The organism is Methylobacterium sp. UNC378MF (genome assembly GCF_900103195.1).
In the GTDB taxonomy this organism is placed as follows: Bacteria; Pseudomonadota; Alphaproteobacteria; order Rhizobiales; family Beijerinckiaceae; genus Methylobacterium.
Window position 1 is genome coordinate 177,437 of the sequence record NZ_FMWU01000001.1, and the last position, 18,184, is coordinate 195,620.

Below are 18,184 nucleotides of genomic sequence, written 5' to 3' on the forward strand. Positions count from 1 at the left end.
TGCAGGGTTGATACCCCAGCAGCCGGACGCTGTCAAGCGTCTTTTCCTATTGATGATCGATTTTAGGACTTTAGGCAGAGGCGGAGGGCTCAGCCTTCCCAATGCGCCACGCCGCCATGGCGGGAACAGGTGCCGCGATGCGTGTGGCTGAAGCTCCATGTCCCGTCCCGGCATTTGGCCGTGGCGCCCCCGGGCTTCGTGCCGTCGCGGCTTTTGGCCGGCTGATGGACCTCGGACCCGTCCCGGCTGCGGTAATGGCCGTGCCGGTCGAGATTCCGGTCGTCGGGCTCTGCGAAGGGCCGGGCCAGCGCGCTGCCCGACAGGCCGAGGAGGATCAGGCCGGCGAGCGCGAACCATCGGCCGAGGCCTCGAACCGAGGGCGACGGACCCGCCGCGCCGCGGCACCGCGCGCTGACATTCGCGAGAGCCCTCTTCCGGAGGGTGGGAACAGTCGCGATGGGACCAGGCAGCACGGCACCCTCAAGGTTGTGTCATATGCCATCAGACACAACCAAGACGAGGCGTCACGCACAATCTGCGGTTATCCCGGGAGACGTTTCAGGTCGTCACGGTGGGTCGCGGTGAGGTCGTCCGGCCGGGGCGCCGGACCGGGCGCGGCGGCCGCGGATCCCCGCCGCGGGCCCGCGGCGCGGCGGGCAGCGGAACGGGCTCGAAAGGTATCGCCGCTATCATCATGGTGAATGGCAGTTCTGAAGGCGGCCCGGGATCGGAACGGCCGTCCGGTCGGCACGTTGACCGGCGCCATCCGCACGCAGGCAAGCCTTTCACGCAGTTCGTCAGAGTGAATCGGGTACAGAATGGTCGGTGAGCCACCAGGGTCCGGTGCGGCAGAGCCGCTGGGCGACGGCCTCGCGGGGGAAACTGGTCGGGGCCCGGCCCAGGGAACAGCGGAAGCCGCTGCCCTGAGCGACAGCTTCAAGCGCTTCGCCGACGTCGTGCCCCTCATGATGTGGCGCTCGGACGAGGCCGGCCACGCGATCCACCACAACGAGTGCTGGCTGAAATTCACCGGGCGCCCCCTGGAGGAGGAACTCGGGCAGGGCTGGCGCAGCGGCCTGCATCCCGAGGATTTCGACCGCCACGCCAAGATCGTCGCGGATGCCTTCGAGACGCGGGCGCCGTTCACCGTCGAGTTCCGGCTGCGGCGCCACGACGGCGAATACCGCTGGCTCCTCGACACGGCCCGCCCCCTCGTGGAGGACGGCCGGTTCCAGGGCTATCTCGGTTCCTGCTTCGACATCACCGACCGCAAGCATGCCGAGGAGCATATCGAGCACGCGCTCGCCGAGAAGGAAGCGCTGCTGGCCGAGGTCTACCACCGCGTCCGCAACAACCTGCAGGTGATGGTCAGCCTGATCGGCCTCTACGGCCGGGCGGCGCCCGATGCCTGCCGCGGCAGCTTCGAGGCCCTGGGCCAGCGGGTCCGGGCGATCGCGCTGGTGCAGCAGCACCTGCACGAGGCGCCGCACATCGCCTCGATCGACCTCAAGGATTACCTGCACCGCCTCGCCTCCGGGCTCGGGCAGCTCCGGCGCGCCGGGCGGATCAGCGTCCAGGTCGGCGGCTCCGGGAACGGCCTCGTGGAGCCGCGCACCGCCAACGCCCTGGGCATGATCGTCGCGGAGATCGTGGCCGAGTGCCTCGACGCCACGGCCGAGCACGTGGCCTGCTCCATCGCCATCGACATCGAGGAGGGGCTGCCGTCGCGGCTTTCGATCGTCTCCGGCGTGAGCGAGATGGCCGCCTCCGGCCGGCCGAACGTCCCGAACCTCGGCCCCCGCCTCATCGCGGCCTACGCGGCCCAGGCCGAGATCGCCGTCACGGGGGATGCCAGCCCGAGCGATCCCCTGCGGCTGACCCTGCCGACGGCCCGGCCGGCCGCGCAATGAACGCCCGCGTCGCCGAAGCCCGTCGCCACGACGGCGCGGCGGGCCTATAGCGGCGCAGACCCTTCCGGACCCGGCCGAGCATGCTTCCTCCGATCGACACCATCATCGAGAATTTCGAGATCGTCGAAGACGACGACATGCGGCTCGAGTACCTGATCGAGCTCGGCCGCGCCCTGCCGCCGATGCCCGAAGCGGAGCGGACCGAGGCGAACCGGGTCCATGGCTGCGAGAGCCAGGTCTGGATCGACACGAAGGCGGAGCTCTCGGAGGGAACGCCGCGCCTCGTCCTGCACGGCTTCAGCGATTCGTTCATTGTCCGCGGTTTCGTGGCACTGATGGTGGCGCTGTACACCGGCAAGACGCCCCGGGAAGCCGCCGACACCGACGGCCTCGACCTGTTCCGGCAGCTCCGCTTCGGCGCCCACGTGACCTCGAAGCGCTCCAACGGCGTGCGGGCGATGGCCGAGCGCATCCACCACGACGCGGTCCGGCTCGCCGCGCAGGCCTGAGCCGCCTCAGCCCCGCCACAACCGCAGGCGTGCCCGATCCGGGCCGGTGGCCTCCCGCTCCAGACCGTAATGCTCGGCCAGCCGCCCCAGCGCGATCCGGGCCACGACCTTGGCGGAGCGGGCCGGCCAGCGCCGCTCGGCCTCGATCCGCTCCAGACCTTTCAGGAAGCCGCAGAGGTCGATCAGGAGGCCCGACAGGTCGCTTCCGACCGCCTCGAGGGCGCCGCGCACCCGCTGGCGGGCCGCGATCACGTGGTCGGCCGCACAGGCGGGATCGCGCGGGCCGCCGCCATCGACCCGGGGCGCCCCGAAATCCGAGCCCATCCGCGGCAGCAGAGCGGCGGTGGTCATGTCCCGCCGCAGCCGCTCCCCGGCCTCGAACGAGGCCGCGTCGATGAGCGGCGCGCCGTGCCGGTCGCGACGGCGCACCATCCAGGCCAGGGGGTTCTCGGCGGCGTTGCGGAAGGTCGGCCCCGCGCCGCCTTCCACGACGGCGAGATCGTGGTGCTGGGCGGCGAAGGCCAGATCGCCCGGCATCGCCTGACGGCGCAGGCGCGCCCGCCCGGCCTCGCTGATCGTGAGCCGCGTGCCGGTTTCATTCCAGGTCGCCAGATCGGCTGCGGCCAGGGCCCGGCCGGACGCGGCCGCGAAGCGCCCGCTCCCGACCGAGATCCCGTCGCCGCCGCGCCGGGTCACCAGCGCATCCTCCACCAGCGGGTCGGGCCGCGCATAGGCCCCCGGTTCGCCGAGCCGCACCAGCAGGCGGGACGCCTCCGCCGGCAGGTCGCCCGGCGCGGCGCCCCGCCGGGACGGTGCAGGGCGCCCGCTTCCGAAAGATTTGTTCATGTTTTGTTCCGCATGCGCTACAACGGACGTGCCGAAGCCCCATTCTCCCAGGAAAAATAAGAACGTCAAGGCTTTTTTACCTACAACCCACAGCTATTGAGTCACCGTTTTACGCGCGGCGCGTGTCGGCGACCGGTGCAGGATGTCGGCGATTTCGGCCTCGGACTTGCCCCGGACCTCGTAGCCCATCGCCTCGAACCGATCGATCAGCGCGGCGCTCTCGGTGGCGGAGCGCGCCGCCCAGGCGGCGAGGACGTCGTTCACCTGCTCCAGCTCCGCCTCGGGGTGATCGTCCTGCGCATCCGGTTGCGGATTGGGGATCGCGACCATGTCGGTACCTCGGAGTCGAACCGGCGACCGCGTTCGACGCCACGGCCCACCCTTCAACGCCCAAGGTCGGAACCGGCTCCCGGCCAAACCTCGTCTCGCCGAGACGCCACAGGCCAGCCGGCCGCGAGACGCGAACGCGGCCTGGCGCCGCCAGGCTTGGCGTCATCCTCCGTCGCAGCGGACGACGCCTTTCACGGAATCACTGGGCCTCGGGTGCCTTGCATCCCGGCGCCGGGCGGGACACACCCCCTCACCCCAACGTGACGGGACCCGACGGGAGAGACCATGACGGAGATCGGCCACGGCTTGCTCGCTCACCGGACCGGCGCGCCGGTCGCGGAGGCCCGGCCGCGACGCTTCAGCGTCCACGGGCAGGAGATCACCGACGATTATGCTTGGCTGAAGGCCGAGAACTGGCAGACGGTCCTGAAGGACCCGTCCGCGCTGCCCGACGACATCGCCACCTACCTGAAGGCCGAGAACGCCTTCGCCGAACAGGCGCTCGCCGGGAGCGCGGCGCTGCGGCGGCAGCTCGTCGCCGAGATGCGCGGGCGAATCCAGGAGGACGAGAGCGGCGTCCCCGAGCCGGACGGGCCCTTCGCCTACTACACGCGCCACCGCGAGGGCGGACAGCATCCGCTGATCTGCCGGCGACCGGCCACCTCCCCCGACGTGCCCGACTCGGGACCGGACCCGGACGAGACGATCCTCATCGACGGCGACCGCGAGGGCGAGGGCCTGCCGTTCTTCGAGATCGCCGCGGCGGTGCATTCCGACGACCACGCCCGGCTCGCCTGGAGCGCCGACACCAAGGGCTCGGAACTCTACACGATCCGGGTGCGCGACGTCGCCACCGGCCTCGATCTCGACGACCGGGTCGAGGCGACCTCTGGCGAGGCGGTCTGGGCCGCCGACGGGGCGAGCTTCTGGTACGTGGCGGTGGACGCCAACCACCGGCCCGCCAAGGTGATGCGTCATCGCATCGGCACCGGGCAGAGCGAGGACGAGACCGTCTTCACGGAAGCCGATGCCGGCTACTTCGTCCATATCGGCAAGACCCAGTCCGGCGCGTTCCTCGACGTGACCGTGAGCGACCACGAGACCTCCGAGGTCCGGCTGCTCGACCGGCACGCGGAGGCCGCCCCCTTGCGCCTCGTCGAGCCGCGCACGCCGCTGCTGATCTACGGCGTGGAGCACCGGGGCGACCGGCTGTTCATCCGCACCAACGCGGACGGCGCCGAGGACTTCAAGATCGTCACCGCGCCGCTGGATGATCCGGGCCGCGCCAACTGGACCGACCTCGTTCCACACCGGGCCGGGGTGATGATCCGCCACCTGCACCTCCTCGCCGGCCACCTGATCCGGCTGGAGATCGAGAACGCCAAGCCGCGGATCGTCGTGCGCGATCTCGCCGACGGCACCGAGCACAGCGTCGCCTTCGCCGAGGAGGCCTATTCCCTCGGCCTGCGGGCCGGCCTCGCCTTCGAGACGGCGACCATCCGCTTCGTCTACTCGTCGATGACGACCCCGTCGGAGACCTGGGACTACGCGTGCGGGAGCCGGGCACGGACCCTGCGCAAGCGGCAGGCGGTGCCGAGCGGGCACGATCCGGCCGCCTACGTCACCCGGCGGCTCTTCGCCACGGCGCCCGATGGCGAGCAGGTGCCGATCTCGCTGCTGCACCGGCGGGATCTGGCCCTCGACGGCAGCGCGCCGCTGCTGCTCTACGGCTACGGCTCCTACGGCACGCTGATGCCGGCGGCGTTCCGCACGAACCTGCTGAGCCTCGTCGACCGCGGCTTCGTCTACGCCATCGCGCATATCCGCGGCGGCACCGAGAAGGGCTGGCGCTGGTACCTCGACGGCAAGCGCGAGAAGAAGCCCAACACCTTCACGGACTTCATCGCCTGCGCCCGGGCTCTGATCGAAGCGCGCTACACCGCCGAGAAGCGCATCGTCGCCCATGGCGGATCGGCGGGCGGGATGCTGATGGGGGCGGTGGCCAACCTCGCGCCGGAGCTGTTCGCCGGCATCGTCGCCGACGTGCCCTTCGTCGACGTGCTCAACACCATGCTCGACGCGGATCTGCCCCTGACGCCGCCGGAATGGCCCGAATGGGGCAACCCGGGCGAGAGCGAGGCCGCCTTCCGGACGATCCTGTCGTACTCGCCCTACGACAACGTCGCCGCCAAGGAGTACCCGGCGATCCTGGCGCTCGGCGGGCTCACCGATCCGCGGGTGACCTACTGGGAGCCGGCCAAGTGGGTCGCGCGGCTGCGCGCCACCATGACGGGCGGCGGGCCGGTGCTTCTGCGGATCAACATGGAGGCCGGCCATGGCGGCGCCGCCGGCCGGTTCGACCGGCTGGAGGAGGTCGCGCTGATCTACGCCTTCGCGCTCATGGCGGTGGGAAAGGCCTGAGCGCGGCCACCCACGCGAGCGCAGGGCCCGTGATGGGGGCGCTGCGCCGGAAGCGTTCATCGGGGCTGGTCCCCCTCCGCCGCCTCATCCTGAGGGTCCCGTGCCAGCGGGCCTCGCGGGAGGGCTCCGGGAATCGCACGGCCGGCCGGAGGAATCCTGCGAGGCCTCCGCCCCGCACCGGCCCCTCAGGATGAGGGCGGGGACGGGAGCCCCACGGCCGCTGGCGCGGATCGCCGCGCCACCGGCGTTGTCAGGATGCGGTCGCGGTCAGCACAAGCCGGATGAGGCTGGGCTCACGGCCTGACCTCGACGGGCGCCGACGGTTGGGCGATCCCCTCCTCCGGATTGCGGCTCCGCTTCGCCGCCTCCTCAGAAGCCTTCTCGGCGGCAGCCTTCTCGGCGGCAGCCTTCTCGGCGGCAGCTTTCTCGGCCGCGGCCTTGAGGGCCGCGGCGCGCGCCCGGTCCATCTCGATCCGGGCGCGGCGGCGCTGCCGCTCCACCTGATCGGCCTCGGTCAGCTCGATCGTCTCCAGCTCGCGCTGAAGCACGAAGGCGGCGAGGCCGTTCGACAGGGCGCCGACATCGAGCACGCGCCCGGGCGCGCCGAGGGGCCCGGTCAGGCCGAACTGGATCGCCGGCGGCCCGGCATTCCAGCCCCGGGGGACCGGGCCGCCGGCGAGCGTGCCGCGGGCGTCGAGGCGGCCGGCGCGCAGATCGTAGCCGACGGTGCCGGCCCAGCGGGCGGGACCGAAATCGAGGTCGAACGGACCGGCCCGCAGCACGCCGCCCACGATGGTGGCGGCGGCCCGGGCGGATCCCCGCGCCTGCGCGCCGCCCCGGCCGAGTTCCTCGGTGACCAGGGCCTGGAGCCGCCCCTCGCGCAGCGGGTCGTCCATCTCGATCGCGCGGGCGAGCGCGTGGCCCAGAGCCGCCGGATCGGCCTCCGGCAGGCTCAGATCCGCGAGCGTGAGCGAGCCGCTGCCCGAGAGGCTGTCGGCGAGGCCCGGCAGGGTCTCGGCCGTGGCGGCGAAGCGCAGGTCTGCGCTCAGGCGGCCGCCGATCGGGCCGCCGGCCAGGGCCGGGATCGCCGCGCCGTCGAGGCTGCCCGAGCCGGAGACCGAGGCGCCGCTCCCGGGCCGAGCGATCGTCACCGAGGCTGCGAGCCGCCCCCCGGCGAGCTTGCCGGTCAGGTCGCGCAGGGTCAGGCTCGCATCGGCGAGGCCGAGGGCGACGGTCGCGTCGGTGGCGACGAGGCCGCGGCCGAGATCCAGCTTGGCGACCCGCGCGTCGAGGGACAGGGCCGGATGGGCGACCGGCGGCCCGAACGTGCCGTTGGCGCCCGGCGGGATCACCAGGGCGGCGGCGAGCTGCGGGACCGACAGGCGGTCGAGGGCGAGGCGGCCGTGCAGCGCGCCGCCCGCCGCCCGCAGCAGCGTCCCGTTCACCCCCGCGCCCGCGACCGTGCCGGCGAGACCGGCGGCGGCCTCGCCCTGCTGGCGCGACAGCGTGGCGGTCAGCTCGGCCGGCCATGCGCCGGGGGCCAGGGTCGCGGCGCCGGCCAGGGTCAGGAACGGCGCCAGATCCGCCGTGTCGGCGTGGATCTCGCCGCCGGTGGGGAGGGAATCGGCACCGACCAGGATCGGGCGGACCGTGGTGAGCCGCAGGCCCGCGACCGTGCCGTTGGCCGTCAGCGCGAGGGCCTGGCCGTCCGGCCGCTCGGCGGTGAGGCGCAGGTCGGCGGGCTGCTGCAGGCCGGCGATGTCGGTGCGGCCGAACCACGTCCCCGCCCGGGGCGCGGTGAGCGTTGCGGTGCCGCCCTCGATCCGCGTGCCCCGGCTCGCCAGGGTCAGGTCGAGGGTACCGCCGCCGGCGCCGCCCTGGGCCTGGGTGCGCAGAGCCGCGGCCGCGCCGCCCTCCCGGTCGAGGGTGACGGCGAGGTCCAGGGGCGCCTCGCGCAGGAAGGGCGGCAGCAGGCGGATCTCGCCCAGCCAGACCCGCTCGAGCAGGCCGAGCAGCGGCGCCGCCGCCGGCGCCTTCAGGCGCCCGGAGACGCGGCCGGTCCCGTCCGCGCCGATCTGGCCGGACAGCCGGGCGCTGGCGCCGGCAAGGTCGGTGACGTCGAGGCTGTCGACCGTGAGGCCGGAGCCGTCCGACTGGATCCGCGCCGCGATCGTGCCGGAGCCGGAGCCCGTGGCGCCGAACCGGACATCCTTCGCCTCCAGCGTGAGGGCGAGGTCGGTGTCGCGCAGGGTGCCGAGCGCCGTCCCGAGCGGCGGCAGGCCGGCAATGTCGAGGCCGCCGGCGCGGATCTGGGCCTCGAACCGGCCGCGCTCATTGCCCTCGGCGGCGGTGTAGCGGGCATTGCCGGTGATCCGCGCCGGTCCGAGGCCGAGGCGCATGTTGCGCAGGGACAGTCCGGTGGTGGCGGCCGACAGGTCGGCGGCCGCCTCGATCGGCCGCCCGTCGAGGAGCGCGACGAGCGGCCCCTCGGCGCCGAGACGGCGCAGGTAGCGGCCGAGGGCCTCCGAATCCGGGGCGGCGAGCGCCACCGGGCCGGTGAAGCGCAGCGGCGCCGTCTCGACCTGCCCGCTCGCCGTGACGGTCGAATCGGCCGGGCCGGCCACCGCGAAGCGGCGCAGCAGCAGGCCGCCGGCCCGCTCCAGGGTGCCGGTGAGGGCGAGGTTCGACCATTCCTCGCCGCCGAGTACGGTGCTGCCAACCGTGAGGTCGAGGTCGAGCATCGCCGGCAGGCTGCCGGCCGAGCGCGGCAGGCCGCGGGCGATCAGGGCCTGCCCCTCCGCCGAGGCCAGGAAGGCGTCGAGGTCGAGGCGGCGGGCCTCGAGGGTCAGGCCGCCGCGCCACTGGCGCAGGTCGAGCCGGCCGGTGCCGCCGAGCCGAAGGGCCCGTCCGCCCGGATCGATGGCGAGGTCGACGCCCTCGAACCGCACCTGCGTGCCCCGGGCCTTGAAGGTGCCGGCCAGCGAGAACGGCAGGTAGGCGCCGGCGGCCTGGGTCGGCGGCCCGACGACGAGCCGCGCGGAGCCCTCGGCCTCGACGAGGGAACCGCCACCGGATTCGGCCGGCACGAAGCCGAACCGGGCATCCGCCTCGAAGCGCGGCGACGCGTCGCCGCCGCCCGAGATCTTGGCGGCGAGCCGCCCGTCCGGTCCGGGCGTGCCGCTGACCGCCCGGAACGGGATACCGCCGCTCGTCCCCTCGATCCGCCAGGGCCCCACCAGGGCCGGCGCCTGCAGGCGCAGGTCCTGGACGTAGAGCTGGTCGGTCCGCCCGGTGGCGGGGACCTGCGTGGTGATGAGGAACTGCTGGATCTGCAGGTTCTCGATGGCGAGATCGCGGTCGCGCAGGGCGCCGCCGAAATCGGGCGGCAGCTTCAGGGCGTCGGGGCCGGCGACGGGCAGCTTGATCTCGGCCCGGCCGATCCGGGTCTCGGTGAAGCGGACCTCGCCCTTCAGGAGCGGCGCGAGGGCGATCTCGGCCTTGACGAACCGGGCGTCCAGGCTCGGGCGCTCGGGATCGATGCCGAGATGCAGACGGTCGACGCGCAGCCGCGGCGAGGGCAGCAGGCGGACCTCGATCCGTCCGTCGGTCCGGACGGGCACGCCGAGGGACCGGGCGAGCGCCCGGTCGACGAGCGCACGATGGGCCTGCCAATCGACGAAGGGCGGAACGGCGAGCGCCGCCACGAGAACCAGGATGACGGCGCACGCCAGCGCGGTCAGAAGATCACGCAATGGTCCTGTTCCGCACCATCTCTCCGCGAGGCCGCGCCATCACCGTGCCGCCGTGCCCCGCGTGCCCCCGCGAGTCAGTCGCCAGGGCCATAGCACGATACGGTGCCGAGGGCTCCAGCGTTGAAGCTCGGGCCTGAGGACGGCGCTTTGCGGCCCGCTCCGTGCCGGGTTCGGATCCGTTGCGCTCCGCTCCACCGGTCCCGGAACGGATCGCGTTTGCACCGCCCCCCTGCTCGGGCGCATGCGCGATGGCGATGGTCGAGCCCGGATCGGATTCCGACCCTCGCGGGACTGCGAAGGGCCGCGGAGGGTGGTTGTCTTCCCGTCCGCTTCCGCGCCTGGTCAGGCGGGAAGCGGACGTTCGCGTGCAAACGAGCCCGGTCGCGCGTGCTGCGGGCCGCCGACCCGAGGTCAGGCAGCTCGCACCGTGGCCAAGAAGCGCCCGACCTCAGCCGTCAGGTGCTCGGACTGACGCGACAGCTCGGAGGCCGCGCCCAGCACCTGGCTGGCCGCGGCGCCTGTCTCCTCGGCCGCGCCAGCCACACCGGAGATGTTGCTCGTCACCTCGCCGGTGCCCATGGCTGCCTGAGCGACGTTGCGGACGATCTCCTGGGTGGCCGCGCCCTGCTCTTCGACGGCAGCCGCGATCGACGTCGCGACACCGCTGATCTCGCGGATCCGGCCCGTGATGCCGCTGATCGATGTCACTGCCTGACCCGTCGAGGCCTGGATCTGCGCGATCTGCGCAGAGATCTCATTCGTCGCCTTCGCGGTCTGCTCGGCCAGCGCCTTCACCTCGGAGGCGACGACCGCGAAACCCTTGCCGGCCGCACCGGCCCGGGCCGCCTCGATGGTGGCATTGAGCGCCAGCAGGTTGGTCTGGCCGGCAATATTCGAGATCAGCCCGACGACGTCGCCGATCCGGGACACGGCCACGCTCAGCTCCTGCACCAAGGTGCCGGTCTGGTCGGCCTCGTGCACGGCACGCTGGGCCAGTTCGGCCGAGCCCGCGACCTGGCGGCCGATCTCTTGAACCGACGAGCCCAGTTCCTCTGCCGCCGCCGCGACGGTGTTCACGTTGGACGCGGCCTCCTCGGCCGCAGCAGCCACAGTGGTCGACTGGCTGGCGGTTTCAGTCGCCGTGGCCGTCATGGTCTGGGCGGTGGCCTGCAGCTCGGTCGCCGACGACGAGACCATGCCGATGATGCCGCCGACCGCGGCCTCGAACCCGTCGGCCATCTGCCGCATACCGGCCTTCCGCTGCTCCTCGGCGGCCAGTCGCGCTTCTGCGGTCTCGTCTTCCAGCGCCTTCATGCGAACCAAACCGTTCTTGAACACCTGCACGGCGTTCGCGATCGCTCCGATCTCCGTCCTCTGGCCCTGATTGGGGATGGTGACGGCGAGGTCGCCGTTGGCCAGCGCCTGCATCGGTTGCACGACAGAGTTGATGCCGCGCGAGATGCTCAGGATAATCGAGGCGGCCAGCACAATTGCAAGACATACGGCGACAAGACCGGCGCCGATGAGCACGGACTGCGTCTGAGCGTATGTCGCTTGACTGTCGCGCGCGGCCTGCTCGGCGCCGTCCTGGTTGAGCTTGATGATCTTGTCGAGCGCGGCCGAAGCGCTTCGACGCGGCGTCACCACCTTGGCTTCGTAGAGGCTGAGGGCCTGCGCCTTCTCACCCTTGCGGGATAGCACCAGGATCGGCTCGACAGCAGTCGCAAGAGCGCGCCATTCCCGATTGAACGCCTCGTAGAGCGCGCGCTCTTCAGGAGAGCTGATCAGCCCCTCATAGACTTTGGACGCCGCTTCAATTTTCTTCGCACGGTCGACGAGATCGTTATCGACACTCGCCAGCATCTGAGGGTCTTCCGTCAGGATATGGCGGAGCAGGCTGGTTGTGTAGCGACCTGTCAGGGAATCAATTTGGCTCGCGGCGCGCACGCTGGGAAGCCAATTCGTCTCGACATCGATCAGCAGGCCGTTGAGCGTTGATGCGCTTCGAAGCCCTATCATGCTCAGGCCGCCGAGAAACAATAGTAACACGGCGAAGGCAGCAATCAGCTTGCTGCGTATGGACAGAGAGTGAAGCTGCACGACCGACCTCGAAGGCAACCATTCAGCGGAACATTCATGAGGCTGCCAGCATCGAGACCTGCACGAAAAAGGTTAATCGGAGGCTTAATATGGCGTGAAGGCAGCTATTCGCCTCGGGATTGTGGAGATTGATCGATAAATCAGCTCGGTGCTCAGGCCTGAGGCAGGGCACCGGACAGGAACAACACGGACGCGGCGCGTGCGGTGAGCCGCTCGCGATGGCCGAGGACGCAGGCGTGGGGGGATGGCGGAGTGGCCCCCAATCGTGGCTGGGCGAAAGGCGAAGGTGTGCACGTCCCCCGAATGCTCGGCGAAGCTCTGACGGCGGGCCGTGTCCGCACAGACAGCGGCGGACCAGGGTTCGTGCCGGGGATGCCACGCTTTCAGAAGCGGATCGAGGCCATTGTTGAGTGTCCGCACGCTGACGCTCGGTACCTGTCCGCGCGGGGCTGCATGCGAACGTTCAGAGCCCCCTGTAGCGCCGGCTTCACGGCCCCTTGATCGAGGTTGGCCCGCGCCGGCATGGGTCTTATGCGAACGGGGGATTCATCGCAGCAGGAGCATGAACGCACGGATCACGGCCGCCACCAGTCACGATTCCGCGCCGAGGCTGAGCAAAAGCGCGACCGGCCAACGATACGCTGGGCCGACACCGAAGGCTCCGGGGGCTCGTCGGCTGGACCAGCGATCACGCGAACCGCAACGCCGAAGGAACGGCCCAAGCCACACCAACGCCGAGGCGCAGGCGGTCGCGGCGGCGCGGCACCGGCGCCTCAGGCCGATCCGACGCGGTACTGCCGCGGGGGCGCGGCGCCGGTGATCGCGAAGGCCCCGACGATGCGGTCCCGGTAGATCCGCGGGTTGTGGGACGCGATGGTGCGGGCGTTGCGCCAGTAGCGGTCGAGGCCGAGGCCAGCCTTCACCGCCGAGGCGCCGAGCGCGTCGAACAGCGTCGTCGTCGCCTGCAGCACGAGGTCGGTGACCACGCTCACGGCCTGGTTGACCTCGACATCGGCGAGCGTGGTCGCCCGGTCCGCCGCGGGCCCGTCCCCGGCCTGATGCGCCTCGTAGGCGCGCTCCAGCGCCTCGGCGCTCTTCAGCACCACGGCCCCGGCCGCGTAGGCGTTGGCGCGGACGCGGCCCACCACCGCCTGGATCTGCGGATCCTCCGCACTGCGCCCGGCATTGCCGTGGCTGTAGACCCGGGTGCGCTCGGCCACGAGCCGCGCCACGTCCTCGGCCGCCGCCCGGCCGATGCCGGCGAGCGTCGCCAGATGCACCAGCTGGAAGAACGCCATCGCGTAGGGGAAGCGGGCCGGATCGGGCTTGATCAGGTCCGGATCGAGCGCGACCCCCTCGAAGGTCGCGGTGCCGCTGGCCGTCAGCCCCTGCCCGAACCCGTCCCAATCGTCGACGATGGTCACCCCTGGCGCCCGGACCGGCACCGCCGCGGTCACGGCGCCGCCCGTCTCGTCCTCCGCCGAGAGATGGATGTAATCCGCAAACAGCGAGCCCGTGGTGTAGAACTTCCGGCCCTCGACCACGAATCCGCCATCCCGGCTCCGGACCACCGTGTCGAACGCGCCGACCTTGGCCGGGCCGGTCTCCGAGACGCCGCTGCCGATGGTCTGACCGGCGCCGATCCGGGCGATCCAGGCGGCACGCCACTCGGCGGAGGCGGCGCAGAGCGCGTCCTCGGTGAAGCCGAAATGCGCCCGCAGCGCATTGGTGACGTTCGAATCCGCCTGGGACAGCTCGATCAGGAGCGCGAACAGCTCGGGCAGGCTCGCGCCGTGGCCACCCTCCTCGGGTGCGAGCCGCAGGGTGGTGAAGTTCGCCTCCCGCAGCCAGCCGATCTCGGCATGGGGCAGGCCGCGGGTTCGGTCCCGGTCCACCGCGGTGGCGCGGATCTCGGCGAAGACCGGTCGGAACCGGTCGGCCAGCGTCTCGTAACGCGCGCTCGGACCCGCGCCCCAGCCCGCTTCCGTCTGCGACATGGCTTCGATTTCCCGGTTCCAGCCCCGACCCGAATGGGCGCCCGAGAAATCGTGGAATTGGCCTTCGATCTCAAGAGAGGAGCGCTGATCCATCGGCGCTTTGGAAAGGTCGTTTCCCAGAACCGGCAGCGGAATTACATTTCTCTAACTGGCCGGATGTTCGGGAAAGATCCCTCTTCCGCGTACGGGACTGCCGGCGGGGCTGTTCCAGGCTTCGGCAGCGGTCAAGCACCGCATAAGGATCGCGGCGGAAGCCTTCGTAGATCGCTCGGTCGTCACGAGCGAAGCGACGTGAACCGGGGACGGGACCTCGACAAGCGTGGCGCGACTGGATTGCTTCGCGGCGCGCAAGCACGGTGCTGCCGAGGCGATCAACCGGGACCGGCATCCGTCCGGCCGCGAGGATGCCGCCCGTTCGGATTCATCGCACCCGACACAGGAACAGCATCGCTGCCGTTGCGGCCGAACGAAGGATCTACTTCTACATTACGCATCGAGATCAAAATACTATTTTATTGATCCCGAACGCGACGCAAGTCTTCAATAAAGCCGGTTGCGCTGCGCCGGCCCGGTGCCGTCGCCGCGCCTCCGACCGCCCGTCCCGAAAGATCCATGATCCGCGAGCGCTCGATGACCGACGACACGACGGGCCGGTTCGGCCCCTCCCGCCGCACGCTGCTGCGCGGCGGGCTCGGCGGGGCGGCTGCCCTGGCGCTCGGGGCTCCGGCGGTGCGCGCGGCGCCTCGCGAGGTGAAGATCAGCATGCAGCGCTCCTCGGTGCTGTTCACCGTGCTGAAGGTGAAGGGGACGCTGGCCGAGCGCCTCGCGCCCCTGGGCTTCACGCCGAGCTGGCACCTGTTCACCAGCGTGATCGAGCCGATGACGGCGGGCGCCGTCGACATCCACGCCGACGTCGCCGACGCGGTGCCGATCTTCACCCAGTCCGCCAAGGCGCCGCTGACCTTCTACGCCCGCGAGCGCGGCGCGCCCGCCGCCGAGGCGATCATCGTGCCCGCGGACTCGCCGATCCGGACCGTCGCGGATCTCAAGGGCCGCACGGTCGGCGTGTCGCGGGGTTCGGGCAGCCATTACGTGCTGGCCGCCGCGCTGAAGCGCGCGGGCCTGAGCTTTGCCGACATCAAGCCGGCCTATCTCCAGGCGCCGGAGGGCGCGGCCGCCTTCGAGCAGGGCAGCCTCGACGCGTGGTCGATCTGGGACCCGTTCCTCGCCTTCGCGGAGGCCAAGCGGCCGGTGCGGGTCGTCGCCGACGCCACCGGCCTGACGAGCTATCACCGGTACTACCTCGTCAACGACAGCTTCGTCGCCGCGCAGCCCGAGGTCGTCGCTGCCGTCTACCGGGCGCTGGTCGAGGCCGGCGCCTGGATGCGGGCGAACCCGCAGGAGGCCGTGGCACTCCTCGCGCCGATCTGGGGCGACCTGCCGACTTCCGTGGTGGCCGCCGCCAACAGCCGCCGCACCTACGCGGTCGAGCCCGTGGACCGCGCCCAGCTCGGCGAGCAGCAGGCCATCGCCGACGTGTTCTACGAGGCCAAGCTCATCCCCCGCCGGATCGACGCCACGGACGTGCCGATCTGGCAGGCGCCCGTGGGCCGGGGCTGAGGCCATGGCCGGATCGACCGATACGCCCCGCTTCGGCATCTGGGCGGCCGTGCACGGCTCCCGGGCCTCCCACCACGACCCCGACGAGCCGGACGATGCCAGCTGGGACCGCAACCGCGCCCTGGTCCTGGAGGCGGAGGCCCTGGGCTTCGATTCCGTGCTGGTCGCCCAGCACACGATGAACCCCTACGACGGGGCGCGCGACCAGCTCGAGGCCTGGACATCCGCGGCAGCGCTCGCGGCCCTCACCCGGCGCATCGAGATCATCGCGGCGATCAAGCCGGGTCTCTACCACCCCGTGGTGCTCGCCAAGATGGCGCTCCAGATCGAGCATATCAGCCGCGGCCGCTTCGCGCTGAACCTCGTGAATGCCTGGAACCGGGCCGAGTTCGAGCGGGCCGGCCTGCCATTCCCCGCGCATGACGACCGCTACGCCTACGGCCGCGAGTGGATCGGCCTCGTGGATCGGCTGATGCGCGGCGAGCGCGTCACCGTCGCGGGGGCGCAGTTCCGCGTGGAGGATTACCAGTTGCGCCCCGCCGGCACCTTCCGGACGCGGCCGACCATCTATCTCGGCGGCGAGTCGGAGCCCGCCCGGGCGCTGGCCGCCGACCATGCGGATGTCTGGTTCATCAACGGCCAGCCGCTGGAGGACGTCGCCGCCCTGATCGCCGACGTGGCGCGGCGGCCCGCTTCCAACGGCCCGCTCCGCTACGGCCTCTCAGCCTTCGTGATCGCCCGGGCGACCGACGCGGAAGCCGAGGCCGAGCACGCGCGGCTCCTCGCCCTGGCGCAGCGCGACGCGGAGTTGCGCGCCGACACCCGCGCCCGCACCGACCAGGCCAGCGTGATGTTCGCCAAGACCGACGCGGCCGCCTCCCGCCATGTCGGCACCAACGGCGGCACCGCGGCCGGGCTGGTGGGCAGCTACGCCACCGTGGCGGAGCGGATCCGGGCGTTCCACGCGGCCGGCATCGACCTGTTCATGCTGCAGTTCCAGCCGTTCGAGGCCGAGATGCGCCGCTTCGCCGAGCAGGTCCTGCCGCGCGTCCGCTGACCCGGAGAGTTCGATGAGCGGACGCACGCTGCATCTCAACGTCAACCTGCTGCATTCGGGCGTCTACCCGTCCGCGTGGCGGCTGCCGGACAGCCGTCCGGACGCCTTCATCGACATCGACCACTTCGTGCGCGTCGCCCGCGTCGCGGAGCGGGGCAAGCTCGACGCGATCTTCCTGGCCGACACGCCGGCGATCAACGACCGGATCGACCACCGGCCGTTCAACGCCCTCGAACCCACGGTGGTGCTGGCGAGCGTCGCGGCGGCGACCTGCCATGTCGGCCTCGTGGCCACCGCCTCGACGACCTACAACGAGCCGTACAATCTCGCCCGGCGCTTCGCGAGCCTCGACCTCGTCAGCCGCGGCCGGGCCGGCTGGAACGTGGTGACCACCGCCGACGCCGCCGCGGGCCGCAATTTCGGCTTCGCGGGCGCGTCCGAGCACGGGGCGCGCTACGCCCGGGCGCGGGAATTCACCGAGCTGGTCCACGCCCTGTGGGACAGCTGGGAGGACGACGCCTTCGTCGGCGACAAGGCGGGCGGCCGGTTCGTCGACACGGCCAAGGTCCACGCCGTCCGCCACCGCGGCGCGCACTACACGGTCGAGGGACCGCTCACGGTGCCGCGCAGCCCGCAGGGGCGCCCGGTGACCTTCCAGGCGGGCGGCTCTGAGGACGGGCGCGAACTCGCCGCCGCGACCGCCGACGCGGTGTTCTCCCTGGCCCAGACCATCGAGGACGGGGCCGCCTACGCCCGGGACCTGCGCGCGCGGGCGGCGCGCTACGGGCGCGGGCCGGACGCGCTGGTCATCCTGCCCGGGCTCGCCACGGTGATCGGCTCCACCGAGGCCGAGGCCCGCCGCCGGCAGGACGAGCTCTGGGATCTGGTGCCGGTGGAATACAGCCTCGCCCGGCTCGCCGGGACGCTGCGGATCGATCCCGCGCGGCTCGACCTCGACCGGCCGCTGCCGGACCCGCTGCCGCTGCCGCCGGATGCCAACCATACGATGTTCCTGGGCACGGTCGCGCTCGCCCGGCGCGAGGGGCTGACCGTGCGCCAGCTCCTGCGGGCGCTGGGCGGCGGCGTCGGCCACCGCATCGTCGCGGGCACGCCCGAGGCGATCGCCGACGACATCGAGGCCTGGTTCCGGGCCGGCGCCGCGGACGGCTTCAACCTGATGCCGGACGTGCTCCCGGACGGCCTTGAGACCTTCGTGGACGCGGTCGTGCCGATCCTCCAGCGCCGCGGCCTGTTCCGGCGCGACTACGCGGGCGCGACCCTGCGCGACCATCTCGGCCTCCCGCGGCCGGCGAACCGCTACGCCGTCGGAGGAACCTCGCTGTCCGCCTGAGCCGGTGGGTGGCTGACAGGCCTGGATCGAAACGGGCGACGGGCGAGCCGGACGAACCGGCCCTGTCCGCATCACAGCAACCGTTGTTCACATGCGGACAGGCCGCTCGCGGCCGCGGCCGGCGACGCGATTGCCCCGACGCCGCAGTCGGGTGAATCTTCGACGGCCTGCTTCCAAGCGGTGAACGCATCCGAGCGGACGTTGCCGTCCCGCCTGCTCTCGACCCTGAACGGCCCTCAGTACTCGGGAAGACGTGCCCAAGAACCACGGTTCCCTTCATTAGCTCGGCCG

At 71.8% G+C, this 18,184-nt stretch carries 12 protein-coding genes; 6 read left to right on the top strand and 6 right to left on the bottom strand.

The window, feature by feature from the left end:
• Positions 1-89: 89 nt before the first annotated feature.
• Positions 90-473 carry a DUF3761 domain-containing protein gene (locus tag BLT59_RS31660; RefSeq protein WP_244513768.1) on the bottom strand — a complete coding sequence of 128 codons (384 nt, stop codon included), beginning with the start codon at positions 471-473 and terminating at the stop codon, positions 90-92.
• A 345-nt stretch (positions 474-818) separates the two neighbouring features.
• Here BLT59_RS31660 and BLT59_RS00910 point away from each other — a divergent pair, with 345 nt between their 5' ends.
• A complete protein-coding gene (locus tag BLT59_RS00910) occupies positions 819-1,910 on the top strand; it encodes a sensor histidine kinase (RefSeq protein WP_175543890.1) in 1,092 nt (363 codons plus the stop codon).
• An 80-nt stretch (positions 1,911-1,990) separates the two neighbouring features.
• Positions 1,991-2,419, top strand: coding sequence for a SufE family protein (locus BLT59_RS00915; RefSeq protein WP_091775199.1), 429 nt, complete (start codon positions 1,991-1,993; stop codon positions 2,417-2,419).
• Positions 2,420-2,425: 6 nt separating this feature from the next.
• On the opposite strand, the gene BLT59_RS00920 is transcribed toward BLT59_RS00915, so the two are convergent.
• Complete coding sequence (locus tag BLT59_RS00920) at positions 2,426-3,265, bottom strand: DUF6456 domain-containing protein (RefSeq protein ID WP_175543891.1); 840 nt, start codon at positions 3,263-3,265, stop codon at positions 2,426-2,428.
• Between the two features lie 93 nt (positions 3,266-3,358).
• Positions 3,359-3,595 carry a hypothetical protein gene (locus BLT59_RS00925; RefSeq protein WP_091775202.1) on the bottom strand — a complete coding sequence of 79 codons (237 nt, stop codon included), beginning with the start codon at positions 3,593-3,595 and terminating at the stop codon, positions 3,359-3,361.
• A 285-nt stretch (positions 3,596-3,880) separates the two neighbouring features.
• Here BLT59_RS00925 and BLT59_RS00930 point away from each other — a divergent pair, with 285 nt between their 5' ends.
• On the top strand, positions 3,881-6,016 hold the full coding sequence (locus BLT59_RS00930) for a S9 family peptidase (protein WP_091775205.1): 2,136 nt from the start codon (positions 3,881-3,883) through the stop codon (positions 6,014-6,016).
• A 293-nt stretch (positions 6,017-6,309) separates the two neighbouring features.
• Here the strand turns inward: BLT59_RS00930 and BLT59_RS00935 are convergent, their stop codons facing one another.
• The 3 genes from BLT59_RS00935 to BLT59_RS00945 form a co-directional block, all read right to left on the bottom strand.
• Positions 6,310-9,768 carry an AsmA family protein gene (locus BLT59_RS00935; RefSeq protein ID WP_091775206.1) on the bottom strand — a complete coding sequence of 1,153 codons (3,459 nt, stop codon included), beginning with the start codon at positions 9,766-9,768 and terminating at the stop codon, positions 6,310-6,312.
• Between the two features lie 411 nt (positions 9,769-10,179).
• On the bottom strand, positions 10,180-11,868 hold the full coding sequence (locus tag BLT59_RS00940; protein WP_091775208.1) for a methyl-accepting chemotaxis protein: 1,689 nt from the start codon (positions 11,866-11,868) through the stop codon (positions 10,180-10,182).
• 773 nt (positions 11,869-12,641) lie between these two features.
• Positions 12,642-13,865, bottom strand: coding sequence for an acyl-CoA dehydrogenase family protein (locus BLT59_RS00945; protein WP_091775730.1), 1,224 nt, complete (start codon positions 13,863-13,865; stop codon positions 12,642-12,644).
• A 630-nt stretch (positions 13,866-14,495) separates the two neighbouring features.
• Between BLT59_RS00945 and BLT59_RS00950 the strand changes: the two genes are divergently transcribed.
• The 3 genes from BLT59_RS00950 to BLT59_RS00960 are packed head-to-tail and all read left to right on the top strand — an operon-like array spanning position 14,496 to position 17,893.
• A complete protein-coding gene (locus BLT59_RS00950; RefSeq protein WP_091775733.1) occupies positions 14,496-15,485 on the top strand; it encodes an aliphatic sulfonate ABC transporter substrate-binding protein in 990 nt (329 codons plus the stop codon).
• A gap of 4 nt (positions 15,486-15,489) precedes the next feature.
• Positions 15,490-16,542 carry an LLM class flavin-dependent oxidoreductase gene (locus BLT59_RS00955; protein ID WP_091775210.1) on the top strand — a complete coding sequence of 351 codons (1,053 nt, stop codon included), beginning with the start codon at positions 15,490-15,492 and terminating at the stop codon, positions 16,540-16,542.
• Between the two features lie 13 nt (positions 16,543-16,555).
• Positions 16,556-17,893, top strand: a complete 1,338-nt coding sequence (locus BLT59_RS00960) for an LLM class flavin-dependent oxidoreductase (protein WP_091775212.1) — start codon at positions 16,556-16,558, stop codon at positions 17,891-17,893.
• The last annotated feature ends 291 nt before the right edge of the window (positions 17,894-18,184 follow it).